We start from the raw sequence: 24,302 nt of genomic DNA, 5'->3' as shown, positions 1-24,302 counted from the left end.
AACCTCCTATTGTTGTTTTACCCAAACTTCAAAGAAACTCTTTTCTCTATCCTTCTTTTCAGGGTAACTTGTAATAAAACCTTTCCTTTGTAGTTGTGATAATAATTTTTCATTATAACCATTTACATCAATCGAAATTTCTTCCTTATGTCTGGATTTATTATCACTAAGCTTACTCCACTCACCCCCAAGATCCGTTAATAATCTCGAAATTTCTGCAATACTATACACTTGTAAATGATTTACAAGCAACATATGTCTTCCTGCGTTATCCAAATCTTTCCATGCATATTCAACATATACCTTATCTACATTAAATTGATTATTGGCAATAGTCTTTGCCAGATTTTCAGTCATACTACTTGCAGATATTTTTTTCAATATTCCAGGCTTGTACTTCTTATCAATAGTCGTATCATTCAGTAACATAACAATTTCACTTTCGTTCAGTGAAATAGATGGCAAATCATTTACAAAGTCATCAATATATTCTTTACAATATACCCCAAAACTATCTTTTGCAAGACTTCTAATCTTTTCAATCTTTGATACGGTATATCTTATATAATGCTTTCTGATTAATAAATTTATTTTGTCCACCGTAAGTTTTGATACATCAAACTCAATTTCTTCATCACATTTATAATTATCTGCTATTTGTTCCACTGTTTGTACTGTAATTTCTGAATTAGTGATAATATTCTTTATACAATCATTGTCTATCTTATCTGTCTTCTCTGACGTTACAATGTCACTACAGTTTTCATTAACCCAGACTGACAGTTCAGTGGTAATACCAAATTCATTATAATAAGATTTGAAATTCTTCCAAGTGGAAGAAATACGGCTATTTTCAAGTAAATAATTCCAAATTTCTTTCTTTTTTTCTTTTTCAACATTATTCTCACAACATTCATCCAGATTGTCCCAGTTTACTTTTTCCTTATCCAATACAGCTATGACAAGTTCAATATTTGTATTTGCCAAACGTTCTATAATATCTTCTACCGCACTTATTTCCTCAGAATTATTCTCATCTATTCCCAATACAAAATGATTAATATAATCTTCAAAATCATCCCAAATCCTTTTATTTAAGACATTAATATCAGCATTTAGAATAGTTGTATAATGTGCGTTCTTAAGCCCATCTGCTAAATCCGAATGATAAAAATTTATTACCGATGAAACCATAGAATTATTTAACTCATACATATCGTTTTGGTATATATAATTTAATACTTTCGCGTCTGCACCTACATTATTAATTTTTCTGAATACTATCGCCTGTCTTGATATTACTTCGATTAGTACATCCGCTGATACTCCATTTAAGCATGCTAATGATTTTTCATCTTCAACGATAAAATTTTTTATGCAATTCGAACGATCTACTTCATCCATTATTACAATTTGATCCATAGTTGCATTATTTAAAATTAGCGACAAATATTTATATTTAGTCTCATCCAACAAAGAAACATCCTGCGCAATATTTTTCCACATATGGCGGTAGTATTTACACAATTCACTTACAAACTCATTAACATTTTGACCTCTCTCAATATATTCTTTTGTAAATTGATAATGTTCCACTCCTTTGTCCAATTCGAAACCATCAAAATAATACTTTTTATTAGTTTTCTCTGAACATTGGATAAGCATAAAATCCGTAAGTATATAATTTAATGTCTCTGTCTGCCTATACTCAGCATCATAAATACGATCACTCACCTGCTGCAAATTTTTTATTTCAAATGCGAAGTTCTTTGCTCTATTGCGCATACGAATGCTACGTAAATAGTCATTCTCATCCTTCGTAATACTATTGGGATGGAAATAATTAATATAATCTGCATAGCTCTCGTTTATATATCCATTTATAAGTAAAAACTTTAAAAATCCATATTCACTTATTCCTTCCGGAAGAAAATCCTCTCCAAACTCAGCAATCAACTCTTTTAATGAGTATCCATCTATTTGGGCAATCGCCACTTCCAAATTTTGTATTTCTAAAATCAATTCTTGCTTTTTAGGGCCTTCGCTGAATTGCAAATCATTCATACGCTTTAAATATTTGCTACCCTCTGATGCCATTTTTTGTTTGATATTACTTACAGTATGCGATTGCTCATAATAACCATTAGATTCATCATATCCAATAATTAGCTGGTTAATGTTCTCAAATTTAGTTAAATCAAAATCCTCTTTAAGTATTTCTCCATAATAATATTTACTTCCATTATTTATCTGCAAATTTTTTATTGGGTAATATGTTCCATTGTCATATGATAAAAATCCCAAAAACGCATGCTTAATTTCTCGCAACCCGAAAAGAACATCGTTATGTACATTTTCTAGGATTTTTCTTTTAGGTACTATTAGCTCTTCAAGTTTTTCCTTTTCGGCATTGGCATAAGTTCCTTTCTCCTGAAAAGCCTGCTTAACTATTCCTCTCTCAGCCTGTAATTCAGCAAATTCTTTCGGATATAGATTTTTAAATGTAATCATCGAAAACATTTCTTCATCTTTAAGTTTCGTCGTTTTTAATGTTCTCTTATATACAAGAAATTCATTGCATATATTAGTCAACACTCTCATATCTTGTACAAAAGGCGAAATCTTCCATATATAGCGATCAGATATATCATAATTTTTGCTTTTATATACATCATCTGCACCTTTTTCAAATTTTAACAATCCTCTTAATATTTCCCCAGAGTTTGTTGCATTGATATAAGGAATCACTGGAACAATGAAATCAAAAAACTTGGTTCGCTCCTCGTCTTTGAACATATCATCTTTTATCGCATATATAAATACAACTTTGCGTTTAATATTATCATAATTATTTATGACCGTATTTAATTCACGTAGTTTTATAAAAATATTAGGTTGGTTGAACCTGTCCAAATCCTCAATAAAAACAGTATCATAAGTTGTACTTTCAAAGAAATAGACAATTTCATCTAACGACTTATCAAAGATTGATTCCTTTTCTTCTTTCTTAGATATACTTGCCTTATCACCCAAGTTAATATTAGCAATTCTGAAATTTGACATCACATATTTAAAAACTGTTGTAATCAATAACAATACAACAAAGATTGTTACTATAAATACAGCATACGATGACCATTGATTAAGATGAAAAAAAGCTCCATTATTAATGACTGTATTTTTAAAGTCTTCCAAAACATTCGGATTAATTTCAAAATAAACAACTGATGCTACGACAGTTAACATCAATAGCGAGAAAAACATTTTCCAATAGGATAATTTCTTAATCTTTCTATATCGACTTTGTGGAATTTTGCCCACATCCACTCTGTAAAAAAGTTGTTTAAGAATTCCTTCCTCTATTACATTTTCATCAACGTCATCTAAAGTCCAATCATCAGCTAATGAAGATGTTTTATCATCTTCTCCATTTACTGATTTTATTGGCGTTGAAAATGCTGCCAATGATATGGACAAATATTTTGTCTTAGGATATTTTTCCAGATACGTTTTTATAACACTACTTTTTCCCGACCCATACGGACCTGATAATGCTATATTTTTTACCTCTTTATTCTTTATCGCCCAATGAAGTGCTCGTATATATTCTTCACTATTCTTTGTATCTGATTCTGGTGTTAAGTCCCTGTATCCAAACTTCCCCTCCGGGCAGCCATTTTTCTGATGCCCAGAAATTAAATTTTGTATTTTTTCTTTTAGATTCAATTCTTTCATTTTTATCCTTTCCGGGCATCGTATGCTCTGCTATTTTTTCACCGGTTCTCTCATCTCTCGATATATAACCCCAGCCAATGCATTCATAATTGCATCATATTTAGCTTTATCTTCAAACAAAGACTGGTAGCTCTCCTGAGACTCCATATAACTATCCATTGCAGCAGTTCCAAAAGCATTTGGGAAGATAGTCTGCATGAAGATAAGTGGATTTGTTGTGCGTGCTGAATTAGCAAGTTTCTCGTCTTTTGCTAATTTATCATGAAGAGCTCCAAGCATAACTCTATCCGCATCCGTGAAATCGCCCTTGAATTTTTCATTCACTTTTTCGAAAATTTCATCCAAAGTGCTCTTTTTCTTTAATCCCTGTTTTCCTTTATCTGTAACAGTTTCGTATTGACCATCCATATTTTCAAGTTGTATGGCACCTTCAAATGTCTTTTTTAGCTTGTAATATTCAAGTTTCAATTTGCCATCAAGATCTACATCCTCCTCTTTTTCCGCTTGAATAATATCTATCAAATATCTAAGGAATAAATACTCGTGATGCATCTCTCTGTCAAACATACGAACCACCTGCGATATGTAGCTGTACCATTTTACAAGACTTCTCGCTTGTCTTCTAAACTGATAGCGTTCTTCAGGATTTTTAAGGTTATATCTATCAGCTACTGGTTTTAAACACTGGTCATCTGCCCCATAGAATTCTTCTTTTGCGCACCAGGTCTATTCCATACCTCAATAAATCCAATAATGTCATTATCATTGTAAATAGCATAATCACGTAACTCTCGTTGTGTTTGATACATCGTAAACGCTCCACTGTAGGTACCCCCACTATAATTTGCCGCTCGTCTGAGCGGCTTTATTTCTGTATTATTTCCTGCATTCTGCAGGGAGTTCAGCTGACCAGGGCAGAAGCTTCTCGCAGAAATCATTGTTCTTATCATCCATGTGTTCCGGGATTTCTGTAAGAAGATAATTAAAGTATTCATACAGTCTGAGCTTGTTTGCTTTTGCTGTTTCTACCAGGCTGTATATTATAGCACTGGACTTGGCTCCATTTATTGTGTCACACATGACCCAGTTCTTTTTACCGATACAGAAACTTCTGATACTTTGTTCTGCGGCATTATTATATATCGGGATCTCTCCGTCATCCAGAAATCTCCTGAGATATTTTTCCTGGTTAATTGAATAAGTCATCCCATTATAAGTCTTACTCTTGGGCATGACTTTATCTATGTTTATACGGATCCAGTTAAAATACGCATCTACAAGTGGCTTGATAAACTTCTGTCTATGTTTACGTCTCTCCACCGGTGACATATCCTGAAGCTTAGCCTCTTCATGATAGATCTGCTGTATCTGTGAGAGGGCAAGATAGGCCAGACTCATTTTCTGTTCGCTTTTTGGAAGTGCTTTAACTGCTTCATCATACCGCCTGCGGCTGTGTGCCCAGCAGCCTGATACCTCAAGATCTTCCAGTTCTCCTTCCAGTGTATGATATACCTGATATTCATCTGTTACACATACTCCTCTGAAATCTTTAAGGAATTCCCTTGGGTGATCAGCCTTCCTTGTCTTTTGATAATCGTAAAGTATTACCTGCCTGTCCGTTTGATATTTCCCTGTCCTATATACCCACATATAGCTTTTACTTCCTGCAGGCCTGCCATCTTTGTTTACCAGAAGAGGAGTCTCATCTGCCTGTATCACATGACATCTATACAGATATTTGTGCAGATAGTCATATAGTACTGAAAGATATCTTTCTGCACAGAATATTGTCCAGTTTGCCATGTTCTGTCTGGTGATCGGTACATTATACTGTTGATAAAGTTTTTCCAGTCGTGCAAGCGGAGTAGCATTAACATACTTTCCTGTTATTATACCTGCTTCCAGTGACGGGGATACCAGACTGCCTCTTAGCAGATAAGCCGGATGTTTTGCCTTTTCCATATGTTCCGTCTTTTCCCCCGAGTATACAGCAACATGATGTTCCTCTAGTGCGATCTTCGCTGGAGTGAAGCTGTATCTGTGGTATACTTCATCAGGCAGTTTCTTCCATTCTTCGTCAGGGTATAATGCTCTAAGTTCATCTTCGCTGAGATCGTGGTTGATTATCTCTTTTGGAAGTCCGAACAGATCCTCGGCACGTTTGCCTTTCTGCTTTTTTGATCTCTTCTGTATCACTTCTTCTGTAAGTTCATAGGCATTTTCATCCGCCAGTGCTTCTGCTTCATTAAAGATGATAACCAGTTCACCATCTACTTCCTGAAAAGAAAGCTGACTGCTTTCCATTTTTTCTGTAGACCTTCCATATCTGTTACGGTTGGATACTGCCAGCTGTTCAATTACCAGTTGTAGCTTTCTGTCTATCTCTGTCAGCTGATCCTGCTGCATAAGAAACAGCTGGATAATCGTCTCTTTATTAAACTTATTCAGTTGTTCCTCATCATATAGCTTTGCCATAACAGCCCTCCGTTTCTTGAGGTCTATTATACTATATATGCTGAAAATTGGCTAATTCAGGGACTTTATCTGTTCGTCATAATGACTATGAATAAATACGCTTTTATAGTGCCTGTAAGCTGTCTTTTATCTTAGAAATGATTGAAGATGATTTTTGCCATTATCTGACTGAAATTAATTAATACAGCTATGTATGACTTGTATTTTGATGAACTTTGACAGCTCTTTAGGATTTAGAAACACAAGATATATTTTTCTCCATTATGCACAAATATTTATCAGCTCATATATTCGAAGGATACCTCTTTAACTGCCTTTCGTGGTTCTATAGTAAGCCCCTCCATCAGCCATCTGAATTGTTTTGGTGTGAGACTTTTAACTTCGCTTGCATTGCGCGGCCACTGAAATGAACCATTTGCAAGTTTCTTGTACAGGAGGAGAAATCCATCACCTTCCCATACAAGGCCCTTGATCCTGTCAGATCTTCTTCCGCAGAATAGATAAAGCGTACCCGCTGTTGCAGGGTTCTCTATGCCAAGGGATCTGAGAACTCCGGCAAGGCTGTCTATACCATACCTAAGATCTGTTCTGCCACATACTATGTATATTTCAGAAAAACCAACTGCATCATTCAGCATCTACAAGAACCTCCATGATGGAACGTATCACTGCGGGAGCAGCACCGCCAGCGATCTCTATGTGTATGCTGCCGCGGTCTATCCTTATCTTTGAACTGCTGCACGAATCAAGGTCATTCTGATAATCAGCGCATTCAAGTTTGACTATTTGTGGTTTCTCAGTTTCAACTGGCAATTCAGGCTGAGAGCCTGAACTTTGCATGCATGCCACCAGTCTCAGCTGCTTAAACCAGTAGTAATACTGATCCTTTGATATTTTATTTTCAGCAAGCCAGTCCTTTGTTTTCATGCCGCTGTTCCTGCATTCCTGAATAATCGCGGTCCAAGTCACAAGCTGCTTTTCCAGAATAGCAAGTCGTGTCGCCATAATCTACCTCCCGAATATTTGGATTTTTCGCTCTTATTTTCCAACTAGTTGAGGTAATTATAAAAAAATTCGGGTAAGATGGGTAGGTACCGGCTATGGAGCGTTTACCTTCATTCCACTATATATCATTATCCAGTACAGTATATTTATTTTTTCACAAGACAAGAAAAAAGACATCATACCCTTCTATTCAAATAATACGGATATAACGTCTTTCTTCATTTTTACTCACGCAACTATCATTTTCTACTCAAACTCTTGGGCGGAGAGATTTATCTGGTTTCTGCTCAGTACACATTTGTGCGTTTTATTCTTCATATTCATCTTATTTCGCATTTTTGTGTACCTAATCTAAAATTTTTAGAGCCAATATGGAGCCAAAACTTTCCATTACAATGGCGAAGCCGAATTGATTATTATTGCTTCAGAAATATATCTCATTAATGGAATTTCCATTGTTAATTCTTGGCTATTTGCAAAGGGATTATATACACCTCTTTCACTTAAGCGACTTTCATTCGATTTACTATGTACTAACGCATTTCTAGTCTTATATATTCTTGCTGCTAACTTTTTATACACTTTTTCATTTGAAGCATCTCTTAAATCAACAGTATCTCCTTTTGAAAAACTAACCTCTGACGATTTATAATAATCCACAATAGAATTACTAAATTCTGTCAAGTCATTAATCAACTCACTTATATTAACAAATTTTCTCAAGGTCAATTCTAGTGCTTCCAATTCTGAGCCTTGAAACTCTTCCTTATTTTGTCTATTTTTCTTTTTTATTAAATCCACAATCTTAACGATATCTTTCGTCCTTTTTGCCGAAAAGCCGGGGTGCTGTATAATATGTTGCACACTTTTAAAAATATCTTCGTTATACACTTCTTCATAAAAATGTTCCATTATATGATAAAATCCTACAAACTTTACAAAAGGTTCCTCAGAAGTTAATGCCATATAATATTGTTCAACTAATTGCTCTTTATACAAAAGTTGAGGTGCCATAAGTTCTGAAATATTCTGAATTCTTCTTCTTGGCAAAACATTTCTTTGTGGAAATAAATCATCTATTTCCGTTACCGCTTTAAATACAAAATCAAAATTATATGCAACGTTGAATAAATACGATTTAGCATACCTTTGTAATTGCTCCCTATTCTTTTTTGTATTCGTTTCTATATATACCGCCAATGGTAAACGTGTAATCATTTTTATCAAGCTAAATATGTCTTTTTCTGCTAAAGTTTCACACCTACGTTCAAAAAACTGAGATGGAACACTAGAAAAGACTCTTTTTCTTACATCAAAGTCTTTAATAACATACCAAATCAATTGTCTCGAGATTTCATGAAACGAATATGTAATATCAGCCTCTTCATCACTTACAATTAATTCCGTCAATTTATCCTCAAGCCCTATGGAAAAACGTCGTCTTGAATCAATATCTGGTATATCAACAACTGATTCATAACTATTTCCATCACATATTGAATATCTCTCAAAATCATATTGTTCTGCTTGCTGCCTTAAATCATTATAATTGTCTATTGTATATATGTACTCCTGTGTCGCAATAATGTATGAAATTTTATTATTATCATAATTAAATTGCAATCTATTTTTCCAATTTCCTAACATCCTAGAAACTTTTTCGCAAAATTCATTCCATTCCATCTAATCTACCTCCAATTACAAAGAGCACTCGTGTCTTTACTTAATAATATATATACTACAACAAACTTCATTTTGAAAGAATCTATCAATATTAGATTTTTCAACTCTCATACCTAAAAAACTCCCTAGCCATCATCTCCGCTGTAACCCTGTTATACCCATTCTTCAGATACCCCTGCACAATCGTCCCAAACATTCCCTTAACCATATCATCCTCAATATCACAATATACCTGCATTTCCCCGGACAATGCCATTGCCACATACTCTATCGGCTTGTTATCCAACAACCTATGCAGTTTCGCCAGAGACTGCTATGTTGTCCTCAGAGCAGCCTCCACTTCTTCGCACTTTATCCGTAACATATTTCCATCTGTAAACCACACCTCAACATAGCCATTATCCATGTTATAAGCACATTCCTCGATATTATCCGTTCGATTATCTTTCATCTCATCCAATCCATCCTTCTCATTATCTTTTCCCATAAGACCTGTCATACCGCCTTATCTGCTGCTCTATACGCTCCTGTTCCTTTGCCTTACGAATAATCGTATCAATCTGCTCTGCACCGGCATATTTCTTCACACGCTCCAGATCATCAGCCTTTTCCTGCAACAGCTCTGTCCTATCACTCATATCCTTAATCTTGCCCTTGTAAAACTCCACATCATCTGACAATATTCAAATCTTTTATTTGCTCCTAAGAAGAACCTCTGCTATACTCTAGTTGTATTTACAGGTGTAACAGAGGTTTTCTTTTGTTACCGCAAGTCCAAACAGTTACCGCTGTCAGGACTTTTTTCTTTATCAATCTGTACTCCCTGCCAGAGATACTTTGCACCATCCAGCATTGCAATAATCGCCTGTAACATATCCATACAGTCATTTCGCATATCTTCCAATCCATCAGCAGTAAGTGTTATCTCCTGCTGTTCCAGTTGTTCTACCAGTTCTGAGAGATTTGTCTGCATATTCTGCAGTTCCTCTACAAGCTGGTAAATGACCTCTTTCCTACAACACATATTCTGTTATAAATGCAGGAACGTACAAAATAATCTTTCTTCTGCATACCGCTTGCAAGTATCTTGGCTTCAATCATTTCCCGCTCTCTGTCCGATACACGAAAGCTGATTGTTGGATGTTTGTGTACTCCGCTCATAACTCGTCCTCCTCATTCTCCAGTTCTAATCTGTCTGCCAGTTCTGCCTGCTTATTGGGGTATAAATGTGAATAAGTATTTAATGTTGTTTCTATCTTTTCATGTCCCAGCCGCTCTGCTATTGCCAATGGCTGAAATCCAAGCTCCACCAGAAGTGATGCGTGGCTGTGACGCAGATCATGAATATGAAATCCGTAATCCAAAACCTGACCAGCTTTTAAAGATTGCCAATGAGCTAGGCATCAGCATTAACATTTTCATGGATTTTGATATAGAAACAGTTTTTGATGTATTATCATTACTGTTTAAACTGGATGACCAGATTGATATGAAATTTGAGGCAGATAAGGACGATGATGGCAATTTCAAACCTGCTACTGTTAAGCTGTCCTTTAAGAACAAACTCATCAATAAAAAACTCTGTACCTATATGAAAGATTTGGAAATTCGTGAAAATATGCTAAATGCTAAAGATGAATATTCAGAAGAAGAGTATACTGACAGTTTGCAGCATATCAATGAAAATATCGAAGAAATCAAGCAACACCTACTTGATGACAATATGGTTGTCAAAAAAGGCACTGACCGCCTTACTGTAAAAAATTATCCAAATTAGTAAAACCTCCTGAATTATCAAACATAAGATGATAATATCTAATTAAACAGAAAGCACCCACTCCAAAGGTGGATGCTCCGAGTTTAGGTTAATGAATGTCCTTAAGGACACCGCCTATCCTGTTGGCAGACAGGATAGGCATTTTTATTTTCGTCTGCTCTTCCTCGAAGAGCTTTTCTCTTTATCGAGAAAGGCAAGCAACGCTACAATCAAGCTACCAAAGGACATCAACAATGCTAATATCCCAATGAAAATCGAAATAATCTCATAAGCCGCCATCGGCGCCACCTCTACGTCGCAAAATACTATTTAGCATCGGTTACAATCGGAAAGTTCATTTCAACAATAAACTCTTTTTTTTCTATTTTTGCTTCAATCTCTCCATCCATCCGACTAACCAACTCCTTTGCAATAGATAGTCCCAATCCAGTAGATGTTTTACTTCTGGCAACATCTGCTTTATAAAATCGCTCAAATACCTGATCTATATTAATCTGTTCTGGATGTGTAACCTGATTGCTGATTCTAAGCACCACCTGATTTTGATCACGTTCCAACACAATGCTAATCTTCTTTTCTCCATGATCCAGCCCATTTTTTATCACATTCTGGATAACACGGCGGAGTCCCTGCCTGTTTCCATGTATATACAACTGTTCTTCCGTAATCTGAATATCCGGCTGAATTTCCATTCTTACCCATTCATCATAGTATGAAAAAACTGTTTCTTTCAAAATCCGGTTCATACAGCACAATGTCAATTCCAAACTGTAAGATTCGTTTTTTAACTTTGTAAACATAAAAAGTTCTTCCAACATTTCATTCAGACTATGAATTCTTTCGTGGATAATGCTTAAATAACGTTTCTGATCCTCTATATTTTCACATTCTTCCATTAGCTGGAAATATCCGTCCAAAGATGTCAGTGGTGTGCGGATATCATGAGAAAGATTTGTATAAGTGTCCGCAATCAGAGCTTCTTTCTCCTGATAATGCTGCTTCTCTTTTCTTCGCAGTTCCAGAAACTCATTCAACTTGTCAGAAAGCTTTCCTATTCCACCCACATCAAATTCATGGTTAATCAACATGTTACTGTCATGTTTCATCATAAACGCCAATTGGCGGCAGATGTCTTTCACCTGCCGCTGGTATTTCCACATAATAATAAATTGTAAGATAATAATTCCTGCTAATATCCCAATTACGATATACATCCGTTAAATATCCCTCTTTTGAAAAACAACGCTGCTTACTGATATCATCATAACGATGAACACTATTGCCACACCAAATGCCGCCAAACACTCATTTCCACTCGGATTCATAGGAAGCAGTGATAATTCTCCTGTTATCGTATACTTATAAATCTGGAAATTCTGAATTCCTATTTTTTGAATGGCACTATTGATCACCCCATACACAATGGTCATTACATTCATGCTAAGACAGACAGCAATGACCATGCTGATTACATTATTTTTCAAAATAATTGCAATCGCCATACAAATCAGCACAAGTGCATAATGAAGAGCCAGTTCAGTCATAAAATAAGATAAAATTGCCTTTGTATTTCCCCATTCCAATTCCCCGAAAACAATACCATTCGCCGCTGCCTGAAATAAGAATGCACCTGCCATTGTCAGTACCGTAAAGACAGCCAAAGCAATTGCCCTGGAAAAAATCAGAGTTCCTCTATTTCTAACCTGACCTCCTATGTTCTTAATATATCCGCTACTGATATCCGCTGTTGAAAACAGAACAGTAAAAATCACCAAAAGCAGTGCATACAATTTTCCTTGGGAATTGGCAAAAAAGATATCATATACCGTCACCTTTTCTCCCGGCTCCGTAGGCAGCGTTACCATCATTCCCACATTAATATTATCCACAGTAGGTTCAGTAACCTGCTCCTGTTCCATGGCATCCTTTTCAGTCAAAAGCTCATAATCCGTCTTGCATAAAGATGTTGTAATCAATAATATTGCTGCCAGTACGATCCAGATTACATACATACTTTTGGTTTTAAGCATCCGGTATAAATCCATTTTTATTATATTAAGCATGATCCGCACCTCCCGTCAGATTCAGAAAATAAGTTTCCAGTTCTTCACTGGTTATGGAAATCCCTTTTACCGGAATTCCTGACTTTGCAAGTTCCATATTCAACGCTGCACTTTCATTCAATCGTTCAAAAATATGAATATGCTCTTTATCTGTTACCTGATAGTTGGTAAATCCCATAGAATCCAGCACCGGAATCGCCTGTTTCGGATGATCCAATGTCAACTCTATCCGTTCACTGCATCTTCTTATTAATTCTTCTCTTGTAATTTCCTGTATTAAACTTCCATTATGAATAATTCCATAATCAGTAGCAATCTTCGATAATTCCTCAAGAATATGACTGGAAATGCATATTGTCATATTCTTCTCTTTCTGAAGTCTCTGAATCGTATCCCGGATCTCTGCAATACCCTGTGGATCCAATCCATTGATTGGCTCATCAAGAACTAATAAATCTGGTTCTCCAACCAAAGCAAGACCAATTCCCAAACGCTGTTTCATTCCAAGTGAAAAATGTTTTGTTTTTTTCTTTCCCACATCCTCCAGACCGATAATTCTCAATATTTCTTCAATATAACTTTTTTTCTGTATTCCAAACAGCTTGCATTTGATATTCAGATTTTCATATGCAGTCATATTTCCATAAAGTCCCGGTGCCTCAATCAGACATCCTATCCGTGATCGAACTTTTTGCAAATCCTTTCCCTTGTATCCGAACATCTCGATTTCTCCACAAGTTGGCTTGGAAAGTCCACTGATCATCTTCAGACAAGTTGTCTTCCCAGCTCCATTCCGACCGATAAAACCATAAATAGCACCTTTTTTAATATGCATATTGACACTGTCCACAGCTTTATGGTGTCCATATTGCTTAGTCAAATTTCTTGTTTCCAATAACATTTCGCTCAAGTTTTTCATCTCCTTTTTCTTATCTGCATTTATCATAAAGGAATAATCCTAATCAAACGCAAATAAATAGTAAAAAAAGAGTAAAGATTATAGATGAAGACGATAACCGATTCCCCAGACTGTTTCAATATATTCCTCAGATGTAACTGTTTTTATCTTTTTACGAATATTGCTTATATGTACATCCAGAGTTTTTGTTTCACCCATATATGGTTCGTCCCACGCATATTCAAAAATGTCCTCTTTACTGAAAACCTGCTTCGGATTTCTGAGCAGTAATTCTAAAATCGCAAACTCCTGTCTTGTTATCTTAGGAAGTATTTTTCCACCAATGCTGACCTGAAAAGTAGCTTTGTTCAATACCATCTCTCTGAACGAAAGGTTAGATTCTTTTATTTCCTTTTCTTCTGTATGACGAAGCTGTACCTTAATTCTTGCCAGTACCTCTCTGATTTCAAAAGGTTTCGTTATATAATCATCAGCCCCACTAGTTAAAACCTTTACCTTTTCATCCAAGCTATCTTTCGCAGTCAAAACAATAACCGGAAGATTTCCCTTTTTCCGTATTTCCTCCAGAACTGCTTCTCCTGTAATTCCCGGCAACATCAAATCCAGCAACACCAGTGCATAGCTATGCTCCTGCATATTCAAAAGCAGCTTTGCCTCAGTTCCGGAAAACGCCTGCTCACAGGAATAGCCTGCTTTGGATAATGCTTCCTGAAGCAGATTATTGATATTTGTATCATCTTCTACAATCAGTATTTTCTGCATGATAGTTCTCTCCTCTATTTTACACTGTGAAAACATTATTTTCTTGCATTATACGCTTTTCCCTTTTTTCCCGCAATTACTCCCCACAGATTCCCGGAATTCTCCAGTACATAACATACTTTTTGTTCCAGCTGAACTTATAATTTTCAGTATTGCTGTGCTTCCAAGATGCATATATCACTTTTTCCTTACCATTATGTCTTTATTTCTCCATCAGTGCTTTCGCAACCCTTATCCCGCCCACAAATAGAGCCAAACTAGAGCCATTTGATAAAACAAATGCCGGAAGCCCGCATAAATACAGGCTTTCGGCATTTTAATCCGTTATTCAAACTCTACAAAGACTAACGCTTTTTGTTTAGGAATTATTCTCTGTAATGTTTCTCGTTCTTTTGATTATTTGATATATCCATATTATCCTGCCTATACGAGCTAATGTTATCATTTTGTTATCGGCATTGATAACACCTACTCGATAACTGTGGATAATAACTATATGTAGCATGTCAAATTATAAGCTATTTTGCTTAGAGATTCAACACAAAACTGAAATTTTACTTTTCCTTATATTCATCTGGTATTGCTATTTGAAATGTTTCACACAACAGCATCACATCATGCACATCATTTTTATCGTGTTCATATCCCAAATGAAGCATTACCTGACTCAATGGTTCAATACAAGAAACAGTTATATCTCCAACTTTTCCAATACCGGAAAAAGTTTTTGATGGAAATATATCTCCCTCATAAACAATTCCGTCATCTGTAAATTCAAAACAATGTAAATCAATGATTCTTTGTTTATCATCTTTCCAGACAGTATGACCATCCGTTGTATAATCAGTATTTACTTCCTCAAATCCATGCTGCTTAATCACATAAATATAATCATGATAATGTTTCAGTTCAACAAACAAATCAATATCATTGTGTATTCTTGATTCTCTTTTAAGAAGTGCATCAACACCCCATCCGCCATCTAAATATACTTTAATTTCGTTTTGCAAAGCATATTTTATAATTTCACATGCATCTTCTGTACGTACCATAATCTATCCTCCAAATTCAAATCTTTGTATGCTTTCCAACTCACTAAAAGCCTGAAATTTGTCAGTCTTTCATCCTTTTTGTTATCAATCACCAATTAGCTGTAATCCATTAGGATTTAGCTGATATATTTTATCGCACACCTCTTCAATATACTTTCTATCGTGAGAAATGCTAATGACAGCCCCCGGAAATTCTCGGAGCATTTTTCTTATTACCGGACCGGACAATGGTGAAAAATTTCTTGTCGGTTCATCCAGAATAAGAACATTTGCACCACTTAAGCTCATCCTCAAGAGAAGCACTTTCGCCTTTTGTCCGCCTGATAACTCCCGAATCGGATGCTCCATTTCATCTGGTGTGTATTTAAGTGAACCAAGGTATGTTCTAATTCTTGTACGCTCTTCTTTATCTCCTGTTTTATCAAGGTAATCAACCGGTGTAACATCCAAATCCAGCAGGTCTTCATAAGTTTGAGGCATATATTCTGCTTTAATGTCATTCCGATTTAGGAGTTCTTCCGCTATCTTTTTTAGAAGAGTCGTTTTTCCTGCCCCGTTGGCTCCTATCATACAGATTTTTTCTGAACCTTTTATTTTTAAATGAATTCCTTCTGCTAAAATTCTTTTGCCATCCGGAGTCACAAGCTTTGAAAGTTCATATTCTATGACCGTTTTTCCTGCGGGAATGTGTGAGTTTTCATCCCCTAATTTGACAAAGATTGCTTCTTCCTGTTCCGGCATCTGAGTCATATTTTCATCTTCTTTTTCAAATCTTCGTTCCATTGCCTTAACCGTATGCATTTTGTCCTTTAAGTTTTTGGCAACAGACGGTGCTTGTCTGGTACAACTTCTTAATGCACCTTGTACACTCTGCATAACTCTTTGATATTTTTCATCGCGAATCTTTTTCTCCCTACGGTCACTCAGTGCCCGCTGTTTTTGGATTTCAAATTTATGAAGCCGTTCTTCCACATAGCGTCTATAGGGAAGCTTTGCCACGGTATATCTCGCCTTTGTTTTTCGTATAATCTGCTCGATATGTATCACCATGTTGGCAGTACGCTCTATCAGCGTTTCATCGTGTGAAATAAAAAGCACAATGTGCTTCCAGTCATTTATGATTTTTTCCAGTAATGTAAGCGTCGCAATGTCGATGTCATTGGAAGGTTCGTCCAACAACAGCACAGAAACATCGCGAATGAAAAGCCTCATAAGTTGTGTCTTGACTTTTTCGCCTCCTGAAAGACTACCCATTGTCTGGTTACTGTAGAAAAAATCATTTTTCATTCCAAATTTTCCCGCAATAACAGACAATTCTTTAGGCGTTTTCTCCCAGAATATTTCCTCTTCAGAAAAATATTCGTATATTGTTTTTTCCTTATCTTCATCGAGCATCTCCTGCGGAAGATAACCAAGACGTTCGTGTCCCATTATCCTTTCCCCATCTGCTTCTATATAGTTTTCTACAAGCGACGGATTGTATATCCACTTCATTAATGTCGATTTCCCATTTCCCTCTTCTCCAATAATAACTGCCTTATCTCCATCATTTAGCACAAGGTTGAAATCATTAAGAATTATTCTCAGGTCTTTTTTATGTGTTAAATTTAATTTTTTTATCTGCAACATTAAAGTTTCTCCTTTTCGAAGTCTGAGCCAATTATTATTTTGAACACACAAAAACGAGTCTTTTTTGCATACGCAAAAATAGACTCGCTAAATAGCCCCTTATTTCTTTTCCAAAAGGAAAACAAAGGAAATGCCTCTTGCAATAATCCAACTTAAGCGTACACAAAACAAACCTATTCTCTACAGGCTCAATAACTATATGTGTCTTACTTAAATCAAATTATCTATTAATCATTTCCTCACCTTACACAAAATGTGCCTTTCTTTCTTCTAATGGCAATACTATCATACTGTATTTTTTGTGTCAATACATTTCACCTTATGGAAGTGCAAATTAAAATTTTCACTTCCTAATTATACATCCAACCATTACGAAATTCAATCTTTCACAACCTCTTTACAACCACAACCACAGCACTCCAGCAAACGCAGGAGCACCATACCGTAAAACGCTTATGTGTAAATCAACTCCGTTCCTACAACTTCCCTCACACAAGCCTGAATATTATTCATTCTTCCAATCCATTCGTAGGGATTATCTTTCTTTAATTGTTCCGTCACATCTTGTCTGTCGGCATATTCCTTTACCAGTCGAAGAAACATATCCTCTGCTTGCTTATCGACTTCTGCAAGATAACTATGCAGCTTTCCGCTTGTCAGCAGGTTCATATATAACACTTTATAGTGTTCCTTTAAATGCCTTGCATGTCGTTTCCCCCATAAACCAATCGGCTCTATTTCTTCTTCGGCTGGTACTGTGATGTTCGGCAATAAATAATCACCCACCTGTCTATAAGTTCCGCCCATTTCTTCAAAAATTGTCTTTGTCATTTTCCTTTTCCTCCTGTGATTTTTGTCTATCGTGATCGTGTATTATCACGCTTGCGACCTTTAACTGTTCTTGCCTGCTCCAACAAATCATCTATCTGTTTGCGACCAAAAACCTTACGGAGCAGGCTGTAATCTTTATTTTCTGCTTTTAGGATTTTGTTTTCTTCGGTCAATCTTTCATTGACTTTCTCCAAACGCTGATTGGTGCGGTATAACTGTGCATTCGCTGTATTCAGCCTATGATAGTTGTCCCACCCCTCAAAGCAGCGGGCAAGCACCGTTTTGACAAGTTGCTTCAATTTCCTTACAACCGGCTCTGCCATTTTGGTTTTATATGCCTTTGCAGTCATAAATTTCTCTGGTTCTGGCAACTGATATTTCGGTGCAGTATCAAGCTCTATTTCAAGATTTGACAGCTCGTCTTTTGCCTTATCATAGTTCAATACTCGTTCCGACAACACATCAAATTCAATCTGTTTCTGCTCGATTTTCGCACCTAATGCCGCCACTTCTTTTTCTCTTTCCTGCTTTTTATAATCCAAAACAGAAAGATGTTTTTCGTGTGTGCCTAAATGTTCCCACTCAATCCCATAACGTTCCATCACCGCCGCAAGCTGTTCTTTTTCGGACTGTATCCATTGCGACCACTCCGTATCGCCACGACTGCCGCCCTTAAAACCTTGCGTTGCAAGAGCCTGCTTTAGTGACACTCTTGTATCAAGTCCACGCTTGCTGCCTGTGGTAAAAGGTACAAAATCTATGTGCAGATGTGGTGTAGCTTCATCCATATGCAGATGAGCCGAGAACACCCGAAGCTGTGGATTTCGCTCCTGAAAACCCTGATAGTATTCATCTAAAATCTGCTTTGCCAGTTCTCCGTTTTCCGTATCGGCGTTCATATTTCCCTTACCGCCCACCTGTAAAATGATTTCGTGGAACGGTTTTTCCTGCTTGGAACTTCGGATTTTTTCATAATAATCTTTTATCTTTCGGTCTGACCTTATCTGCTTGGCATTGTATCTTTCCAATGCTTCATCAAACAATTCGTGATAAACTGTCTTTATATTTTCATTGCAGTAGTCGATATTGAGATGAGTACGAGTTCCGTCTACATTTTCTGCTCGGAACTTTCGGCTATTGTGATTGACCGAGCCTTTACCGACCATTGCACTTATCGTTCTCTGCATTTTTTCATCTCCCATCTGTAAATTTCAACATTCTCAGGTTTTGTTACTTTTGTCAAAAGTAACGCAAAAGCACTTTTGACGGGTACACCCATCAAAAATGCGACCTGTAAACAGGTTTTGCGTTCTCCGAAGGCTCTCCGAGGGGTGAGCGTGTGCCGGTGGCACACACGCCTGCGAACCGACCGAGCCAGCAGGCGAGACCAAAGAGCCGCCTTTGAAAAGGCACTCTCTGCACACTCCCCTAAACTTTATCCGGTGTCAAAGTGTGACGATGGTGACAATGTTTTTCACAGCGTGCTGCTCTCAAAAACATTGACACCTTTGACACCGTTTGTCACGCCGTCTGCTCGGTTTCTTTCCAAAGTGAAACCTTTCTTCCGTCGTGTGTGCGGCTGTTCTGATAACGGATACCGTAATCACGAAACAGCCTGCTTGCGTTGATACTGAGCCTTAAAGAAAGTACATTCGGCTTTATATCCACCGCAAGCCTTTCGCAAAGTTCCGAAGCAGTTCCTTCCCATCTGTCACTTTCCGAAAAGAGCGTATCCGCTATCTTCTCAAGCAGAGGTTCGGGCGGTTCTTTCCACATCTCCGTTTCCGATTTTGCAAAGTTCCACACCAATCGCTCGCTGTCCCTTACAAGATGGATTTTCATATCCTGCTGGTCTCTGCCAGCAACATCAAGTGTGGCATTGTTGGAAGTACGCTTGTCCTTACTGAGAACAAATGCACCGTCTGCCGCACCCATCAGACCATTCGTGCCTGAAATCATATCGAATATATCTTCCGATTTTTGTTTGCGTGTATGATGAACAATAAGCATTGAAACCTTGTAACTGTCTGCCAACGCTTTCAGCCTTGCCACAACATCATAATCACTTGCGTAGCTGTAATCTGCTCCGCCTGCTTCACGCACACGCTTTAAGGTGTCTATGATAATCAAGCCTGTGTCTGGGTGTTCCCTCATAAACCCTCTTATCTGTTCTTCCAGTCCGCCATTGACCGTTTTACATTCCGTTGCGAAATACAGATTGCCTGTCTCCTTTGCACCGAACATCTGAAACAATCGCTTCTGCAAACGTGGGTAATCATCTTCAAGGGCAAAATAAAGCACCGTTGCCTTACGCACCTTATACTCCCAAAGCGGTGTGCCTGTGCTGATATGATAGGCAAGCTGTGCCATCATAAAGCTCTTTCCCACTTTCGGGGAACCTACGAAAAGGTAAGTTCCCCTTTGGAGCAGACCGTCGATAAGTGGTGTCTGAACCTCAAACACCGTATCATACAGCGTTGTCATTGATACTGTTTTCAGATAGGAAGGGTCTAACTGTCTGAGTATTTCCCTTTGCATTTCTTCAAAAGATTGCTCGTACCCCTTGAAATCCGTATCCTGATTGACTATACTATTGTCAGTACATTTGGAAAGTGACTGTTCCGCATCTGTTGCCGCAGATACATTTGGAATAGTCATTTCTTTTTTATTCTCCATTCGCATCCTCTCCTTTCAAACCGCCGAGAATAATGGAAATCAGTTCTATTACACTCAGCAGTTCATCATCCACACCTTTTCCTGCTTCAATCCTTTTCAGTTCCGCAAGGACTGTGGCAAATTCCGTTTTCAACGCCTTATACACTCTCGGATTGCCCTGTACCACCACATCCTGATTTAAGCAACGGCGGTAACAATACTCCTGTTTTGGCAATCCTGATAGAGCTACAGCTCTGTTAATGAGTTCGTTTTCTTCGGGCGATACTCGAAACCCTACTGTGATATTCCTCCAACGATTTTTGTTATCTCTGTTCTTAGCTGACATTTTCAAAATCTCCTTTCCCTAAATCATCTAATTTTTCTGCCATCTCAATCTGCTTTGACGGAAAGAGGTGTGCGTACTGATAAGTAATATCAATACTTTCGTGACCAACTCGGTCAGCAATCGCCACCGCAGAAAAGCCCATATCAATCAAGAGTGAAATGTGGCTGTGACGGAGATCGTGAATGCGGATACGCTTCACGCCTGCCGCCTTTGCCCCTCTGTCCATCTCGTGATGAAGATAGCTTTTCGTCACCGTAAAGATACGGTCTTTCTTCTTCAATCCGTAAAGCATACCGAGATATTCTTTCATTTCCTCACACAGAAACTTCGGCATTTTAATCGTGCGGTTGCTCTTTTTCGTTTTCGGAGAAGTAATCACATCCTGCCCTTTCAAACGCTGATAGGATTTATTGATTGTGACTGTTTCCTTATCAAAGTTGAAATCTGCCGGAGTCAAAGCTAACAGCTCGCCCTCTCGGATACCGCACCAGTAAAGCATTTCAAACGCATAAAAGGAAACAGGCTTGTCCATCATCTCAAAAGAGAATTTCTTGTATTCTTCCTTTGTCCAGAACAGCATTTCCTTGTGTTCCTCACGTCCCATATTTCCCACCTTTGCCGCAGGATTGGAACGCAGTTCATAGTAGCGGACAGCGTGATTGAAAATGGCGGACAACTGATTGTGCAGCGTTTTCAGATACGTCTGTGAATAAGGCTTTTTCTTCTCATCACGATAGGCAAGCATTTCATTCTGCCAAGTAATAATCTCCTTTGTGGAAATCTCGCTGATTTTCAGTTTCCCGAAATACGGAAGTATCTTTGTGCGTATGATATGCTCTTTGGTAAGCCACGTGTTTTCCTTCAAACGGTTCTTCACATCATTGATATAAAGCTCCGTAAAGGCTTCAAAACTCATATCAAGGTCTGAAGAAGTCTGCAATTTGAACATTCTTTCCCATTCCTGTGCTTCTCGTTTGGTAGCAAAGCCACGCTTGCATTTCTGCTTGCGTTCCCCTTTCCAGTTCACATACCTTGCCATCACATACCAAGTACCGTTATCTTCATTCTTAAATACCGGCATTTACATTTCCCCCTTTCCTGCTCCGTAGAGCCTTTCGTAAAAATACTGGCGATTTACACGCCCTGCAATCGTAATAAAGCCCTTTGCTTTCAATTCCTCATTTAATTGTCTGATGAGTTTATATGCATAAGGTTTTGATACGTTTAGTTCCTGAGCCACATCTTCGGCTCGGATAAATCTGTTTTCCATATCCTTTTTCTTCCTTTCTTAAAATAATTTTTTGCTTGCCGCTTTCTCCGTGTTAAAGTTCCAACAGGCACTCCTGCTTGTCGGCAGGCGCTGTGCTGTCCCAATGCACCGCAGTACATCAGGCGCTCGCTCGTATAGGGGTTCCCGAAAAGTCGGAGACTTTTGGGGAAGAGGAGGAGCAGTGCAGCGAATGAGCTTTTGTGCTTGCACACAAGCGAACGATACGGAACTTGCTCCGACGAGGTCTTGGCGGTTTGGCTTTTCGGACGGTCATTCAGTTGTCGCATTAAGCATATTTGTTTAATTCGTAATTTATTTTACTAAACATATTTGCTATTGTCAAGTGGTTGCAAAGAAAATATTAAACATTTTTGTTTCGGTTTTTCTTGACTTCCACTAAACATTTCTGCTATACTTATTTCACTAAATATAAAAGGAGCGTATCATTATGGCTATCAGCGAAAGAATACATTTTTTCAGACTAATGCGTGGTATGACACAAAAGTATCTCGGTACAGCAATCGGTTTTCCAGAAAAGAGTGCTGATGTGCGTTTGGCACAGTACGAAACTGGTACACGCAAACCGAAAGCAGACCTTACAAATGCATTGGCACAGGTGCTTGATGTTTCTCCACAGGCTCTTGATGTTCCTGACATAGACAGCTATATCGGTCTTATGCACACTCTGTTTACCCTTGAAGATATTTACGGTCTTACTGTCAGTGAAGCAGACGGAGAGGTATGCTTAAAGGTCAACAAGGACAAAGGCAGAGAAGCATATGAACTCCTCAAAATGCTGTATGCTTGGAAAGAACAGGCAGACAAGCTATCTTCCGAAGAAATCAACAGAGAAGAATACGATAACTGGCGTTACCATTATCCAGAGTTCGACACCACACAGCGTTGGGCAAAAGTTCCATCACAGGAATTAAGTGACGCTCTCGTGGAAGCATTCAAAGACCACTTGAAAGATAAATAAGCACCTACAGGACCTGCCACTGGCAGCTCCCTACAGATGCTTTGGCAACGACAAAAAAGCCCTTAACTATGGTTATTAACCACAGCTAAGGGCTTAGTTTATAATATGGAATTTGTTCAGAGCCAAGCTCCGAACTTTAGTCTGCAAGCCACCTGTTAATTGTTCCGTTACCCATAAACCACTGGATAACAAGAATAATGGCACTTGCTATGACTGTTATCAATTTGTTATCAAAAGACTAATCGAAATCGCTGAAACCCGCATAAACACTGGCTTTTTTAAGCAACTCGATTTATTCAAACTCGATTTCGTAACAGCATTTCTGTGTACGTTCATCGTTAATTTTTCCACTAATTTTATGAATTTTATTTGTGATTACTTTCATTACTTTTATTTGTGTTCTCTAATAACATCATAATAACATCATTTATGTTTTTGTCAATACCAGTATATGTATCAAATATAGGCTGATGTTCTAATCTATCAGATTCACCTGCTTGTGCATTTTTTTCATTATCACAATTTTCTGCAATAATTTGAACCTCTGGATTCGTCATTGTGATAGACGGTTTTTTCCAAAACGGAGAAGGAATAACCGGATCAATTAAATCAGATTTGTCAAAATGCACTTTATTATCCTGTTCAACGTACATAATGCCTCCTTAAATTTAATGTTTTATCTCCAAAACATCTTCAACATCACAATCAAGCTCCTGGCATATAGCATCTATAACTTTAAGATTGACAGGTTCGTTTTTACCAAGCTTCGCTAATGTGGCATTACTGATTCCTATTTTATCCCGAAGCTCTGTCTTTTTCAAGTGCTTATCAATTAGTGTTTTCCACAGTCGATCGTAGCAAATCATCTTCTTTCTCCCCCTGTCTTTCGCAAAATTTTCTCTAATTTATCCATTATCGCAATCATATTTCGGTAAATCCTGTTAAAAATACGCTCCCTTTTAAGAGCTTCCTTTAGCTCGACAACCGATTGATTGTATTGCTCTTTCAATCTTTCATCAATCATATAATCACCTCTGTTTTATTATAAATTCGTTTTTCTGTTTTGTCAACTTTTTATTCTGCTTTTTCAGAAAAAATATTCAGAATATTAGAAAAAAGCA

The 24,302-nt window shown here is 37.5% G+C and carries 25 protein-coding genes and 3 pseudogenes; 2 read left to right on the top strand and 26 right to left on the bottom strand.

Features of this window, described 5'->3' with window-relative positions; all coding sequences use genetic code 11:
• Positions 1-6 precede the first annotated feature (6 nt).
• The 10 genes and pseudogenes from DXD11_RS09045 to DXD11_RS09005 form a co-directional block, all read right to left on the bottom strand.
• Positions 7-3,735 (bottom strand): YobI family P-loop NTPase, encoded by a 3,729-nt coding sequence (locus tag DXD11_RS09045; protein WP_118758238.1) that lies wholly within the window; start codon positions 3,733-3,735, stop codon positions 7-9.
• A gap of 30 nt (positions 3,736-3,765) precedes the next feature.
• Positions 3,766-4,302 carry a hypothetical protein gene (locus DXD11_RS09040; protein WP_118758237.1) on the bottom strand — a complete coding sequence of 179 codons (537 nt, stop codon included), beginning with the start codon at positions 4,300-4,302 and terminating at the stop codon, positions 3,766-3,768.
• 309 nt (positions 4,303-4,611) lie between these two features.
• A complete protein-coding gene (tnpC, locus tag DXD11_RS09035) occupies positions 4,612-6,210 on the bottom strand; it encodes an IS66 family transposase (protein ID WP_118758236.1) in 1,599 nt (532 codons plus the stop codon).
• A 278-nt stretch (positions 6,211-6,488) separates the two neighbouring features.
• Entirely contained in the window at positions 6,489-6,848 is a 360-nt protein-coding gene (gene tnpB / locus DXD11_RS09030; protein ID WP_118758235.1) for an IS66 family insertion sequence element accessory protein TnpB, read from the bottom strand.
• Positions 6,838-7,215, bottom strand: coding sequence for an IS66 family insertion sequence element accessory protein TnpA (tnpA, locus tag DXD11_RS14160; RefSeq protein ID WP_133300882.1), 378 nt, complete (start codon positions 7,213-7,215; stop codon positions 6,838-6,840). Before tnpA ends, tnpB begins: the two co-directional genes overlap by 11 nt.
• Before the next feature lie 390 nt (positions 7,216-7,605).
• Positions 7,606-8,898 carry a hypothetical protein gene (locus DXD11_RS09025; protein WP_118758234.1) on the bottom strand — a complete coding sequence of 431 codons (1,293 nt, stop codon included), beginning with the start codon at positions 8,896-8,898 and terminating at the stop codon, positions 7,606-7,608.
• A gap of 100 nt (positions 8,899-8,998) precedes the next feature.
• Positions 8,999-9,349: pseudogene (locus DXD11_RS09020) on the bottom strand (DUF6061 family protein).
• A 22-nt stretch (positions 9,350-9,371) separates the two neighbouring features.
• Entirely contained in the window at positions 9,372-9,536 is a 165-nt protein-coding gene (locus DXD11_RS09015; protein WP_199688732.1) for a hypothetical protein, read from the bottom strand.
• A gap of 125 nt (positions 9,537-9,661) precedes the next feature.
• Positions 9,662-10,059 (bottom strand): annotated as a pseudogene (locus DXD11_RS14870) (plasmid mobilization protein).
• Positions 10,056-10,244: pseudogene (locus DXD11_RS09005) on the bottom strand (tyrosine-type recombinase/integrase); the annotation flags it as partial. The pseudogenes DXD11_RS14870 and DXD11_RS09005, both read right to left, overlap by 4 nt.
• On the opposite strand from DXD11_RS09005, the gene DXD11_RS09000 reads away from it, so the two are divergent.
• A complete protein-coding gene (locus DXD11_RS09000; protein ID WP_243105845.1) occupies positions 10,187-10,675 on the top strand; it encodes an XRE family transcriptional regulator in 489 nt (162 codons plus the stop codon). The pseudogene DXD11_RS09005 and the gene DXD11_RS09000 sit on opposite strands and share 58 nt — an antisense overlap.
• 144 nt (positions 10,676-10,819) lie before the next feature.
• On the opposite strand, the gene DXD11_RS14710 is transcribed toward DXD11_RS09000, so the two are convergent.
• The 13 genes from DXD11_RS14710 to DXD11_RS08940 all read right to left on the bottom strand — a co-directional run bounded on the left by DXD11_RS14710 (position 10,820) and on the right by DXD11_RS08940 (position 22,202).
• Positions 10,820-10,954 carry a hypothetical protein gene (locus tag DXD11_RS14710; RefSeq protein WP_279220450.1) on the bottom strand — a complete coding sequence of 45 codons (135 nt, stop codon included), beginning with the start codon at positions 10,952-10,954 and terminating at the stop codon, positions 10,820-10,822.
• Positions 10,955-10,980: 26 nt separating this feature from the next.
• Positions 10,981-11,889, bottom strand: coding sequence for a sensor histidine kinase (locus DXD11_RS08995; protein WP_118758233.1), 909 nt, complete (start codon positions 11,887-11,889; stop codon positions 10,981-10,983).
• A gap of 3 nt (positions 11,890-11,892) precedes the next feature.
• Positions 11,893-12,738, bottom strand: a complete 846-nt coding sequence (locus DXD11_RS08990; RefSeq protein ID WP_118758232.1) for an ABC transporter permease — start codon at positions 12,736-12,738, stop codon at positions 11,893-11,895.
• The gene (locus tag DXD11_RS08985; RefSeq protein ID WP_118758231.1) at positions 12,731-13,684 is read right to left on the bottom strand and encodes an ABC transporter ATP-binding protein; all 954 of its coding nucleotides are present in this window, start codon (positions 13,682-13,684) and stop codon (positions 12,731-12,733) included. The genes DXD11_RS08990 and DXD11_RS08985 overlap by 8 nt, the downstream gene beginning before the upstream one ends.
• Before the next feature lie 51 nt (positions 13,685-13,735).
• Complete coding sequence (locus DXD11_RS08980; protein ID WP_187115875.1) at positions 13,736-14,419, bottom strand: response regulator transcription factor; 684 nt, start codon at positions 14,417-14,419, stop codon at positions 13,736-13,738.
• Between the two features lie 554 nt (positions 14,420-14,973).
• The gene (locus DXD11_RS08975) at positions 14,974-15,471 is read right to left on the bottom strand and encodes a nucleotidyltransferase domain-containing protein (protein ID WP_009247521.1); all 498 of its coding nucleotides are present in this window, start codon (positions 15,469-15,471) and stop codon (positions 14,974-14,976) included.
• 84 nt (positions 15,472-15,555) lie between these two features.
• Positions 15,556-17,100: an ATP-binding cassette domain-containing protein gene (locus tag DXD11_RS08970; protein WP_009247522.1), complete on the bottom strand. Its 1,545-nt coding sequence runs from the start codon at positions 17,098-17,100 to the stop codon at positions 15,556-15,558.
• 453 nt (positions 17,101-17,553) lie between these two features.
• On the bottom strand, positions 17,554-17,931 hold the full coding sequence (locus tag DXD11_RS08965; RefSeq protein ID WP_009247523.1) for a TnpV protein: 378 nt from the start codon (positions 17,929-17,931) through the stop codon (positions 17,554-17,556).
• 26 nt (positions 17,932-17,957) lie between these two features.
• Positions 17,958-19,097, bottom strand: a complete 1,140-nt coding sequence (locus DXD11_RS08960) for a plasmid recombination protein (protein ID WP_019190307.1) — start codon at positions 19,095-19,097, stop codon at positions 17,958-17,960.
• Positions 19,098-19,452: 355 nt separating this feature from the next.
• The gene (locus DXD11_RS08955) at positions 19,453-20,607 is read right to left on the bottom strand and encodes an AAA family ATPase (RefSeq protein ID WP_009247525.1); all 1,155 of its coding nucleotides are present in this window, start codon (positions 20,605-20,607) and stop codon (positions 19,453-19,455) included.
• The gene (locus DXD11_RS08950; protein ID WP_009247526.1) at positions 20,597-20,932 is read right to left on the bottom strand and encodes a plasmid mobilization protein; all 336 of its coding nucleotides are present in this window, start codon (positions 20,930-20,932) and stop codon (positions 20,597-20,599) included. The genes DXD11_RS08955 and DXD11_RS08950 overlap by 11 nt, the downstream gene beginning before the upstream one ends.
• Positions 20,922-22,013 carry a site-specific integrase gene (locus DXD11_RS08945; RefSeq protein WP_009247527.1) on the bottom strand — a complete coding sequence of 364 codons (1,092 nt, stop codon included), beginning with the start codon at positions 22,011-22,013 and terminating at the stop codon, positions 20,922-20,924. Before DXD11_RS08945 ends, DXD11_RS08950 begins: the two co-directional genes overlap by 11 nt.
• Positions 22,014-22,202 (bottom strand): transcriptional regulator, encoded by a 189-nt coding sequence (locus tag DXD11_RS08940; RefSeq protein WP_009247528.1) that lies wholly within the window; start codon positions 22,200-22,202, stop codon positions 22,014-22,016.
• A 448-nt stretch (positions 22,203-22,650) separates the two neighbouring features.
• Between DXD11_RS08940 and DXD11_RS08935 the strand changes: the two genes are divergently transcribed.
• Positions 22,651-23,181 (top strand): helix-turn-helix domain-containing protein, encoded by a 531-nt coding sequence (locus DXD11_RS08935; protein ID WP_009247529.1) that lies wholly within the window; start codon positions 22,651-22,653, stop codon positions 23,179-23,181.
• 365 nt (positions 23,182-23,546) lie between these two features.
• On the opposite strand, the gene DXD11_RS08930 is transcribed toward DXD11_RS08935, so the two are convergent.
• The 3 genes from DXD11_RS08930 to DXD11_RS14230 are packed head-to-tail and all read right to left on the bottom strand — an operon-like array spanning position 23,547 to position 24,205.
• Complete coding sequence (locus tag DXD11_RS08930) at positions 23,547-23,834, bottom strand: hypothetical protein (protein ID WP_118592599.1); 288 nt, start codon at positions 23,832-23,834, stop codon at positions 23,547-23,549.
• 15 nt (positions 23,835-23,849) lie between these two features.
• On the bottom strand, positions 23,850-24,047 hold the full coding sequence (locus DXD11_RS08925) for a helix-turn-helix domain-containing protein (protein WP_118343945.1): 198 nt from the start codon (positions 24,045-24,047) through the stop codon (positions 23,850-23,852).
• Positions 24,044-24,205, bottom strand: a complete 162-nt coding sequence (locus DXD11_RS14230) for a hypothetical protein (RefSeq protein WP_158579432.1) — start codon at positions 24,203-24,205, stop codon at positions 24,044-24,046. Before DXD11_RS14230 ends, DXD11_RS08925 begins: the two co-directional genes overlap by 4 nt.
• Positions 24,206-24,302 lie beyond the last annotated feature (97 nt).

The organism is Coprococcus sp. TF11-13, from assembly GCF_003481085.1.
Lineage (GTDB): Bacteria > Bacillota > Clostridia > Lachnospirales > Lachnospiraceae > Coprococcus > Coprococcus aceti.
This window is presented reverse-complemented; position numbering and strand designations above follow the sequence as displayed.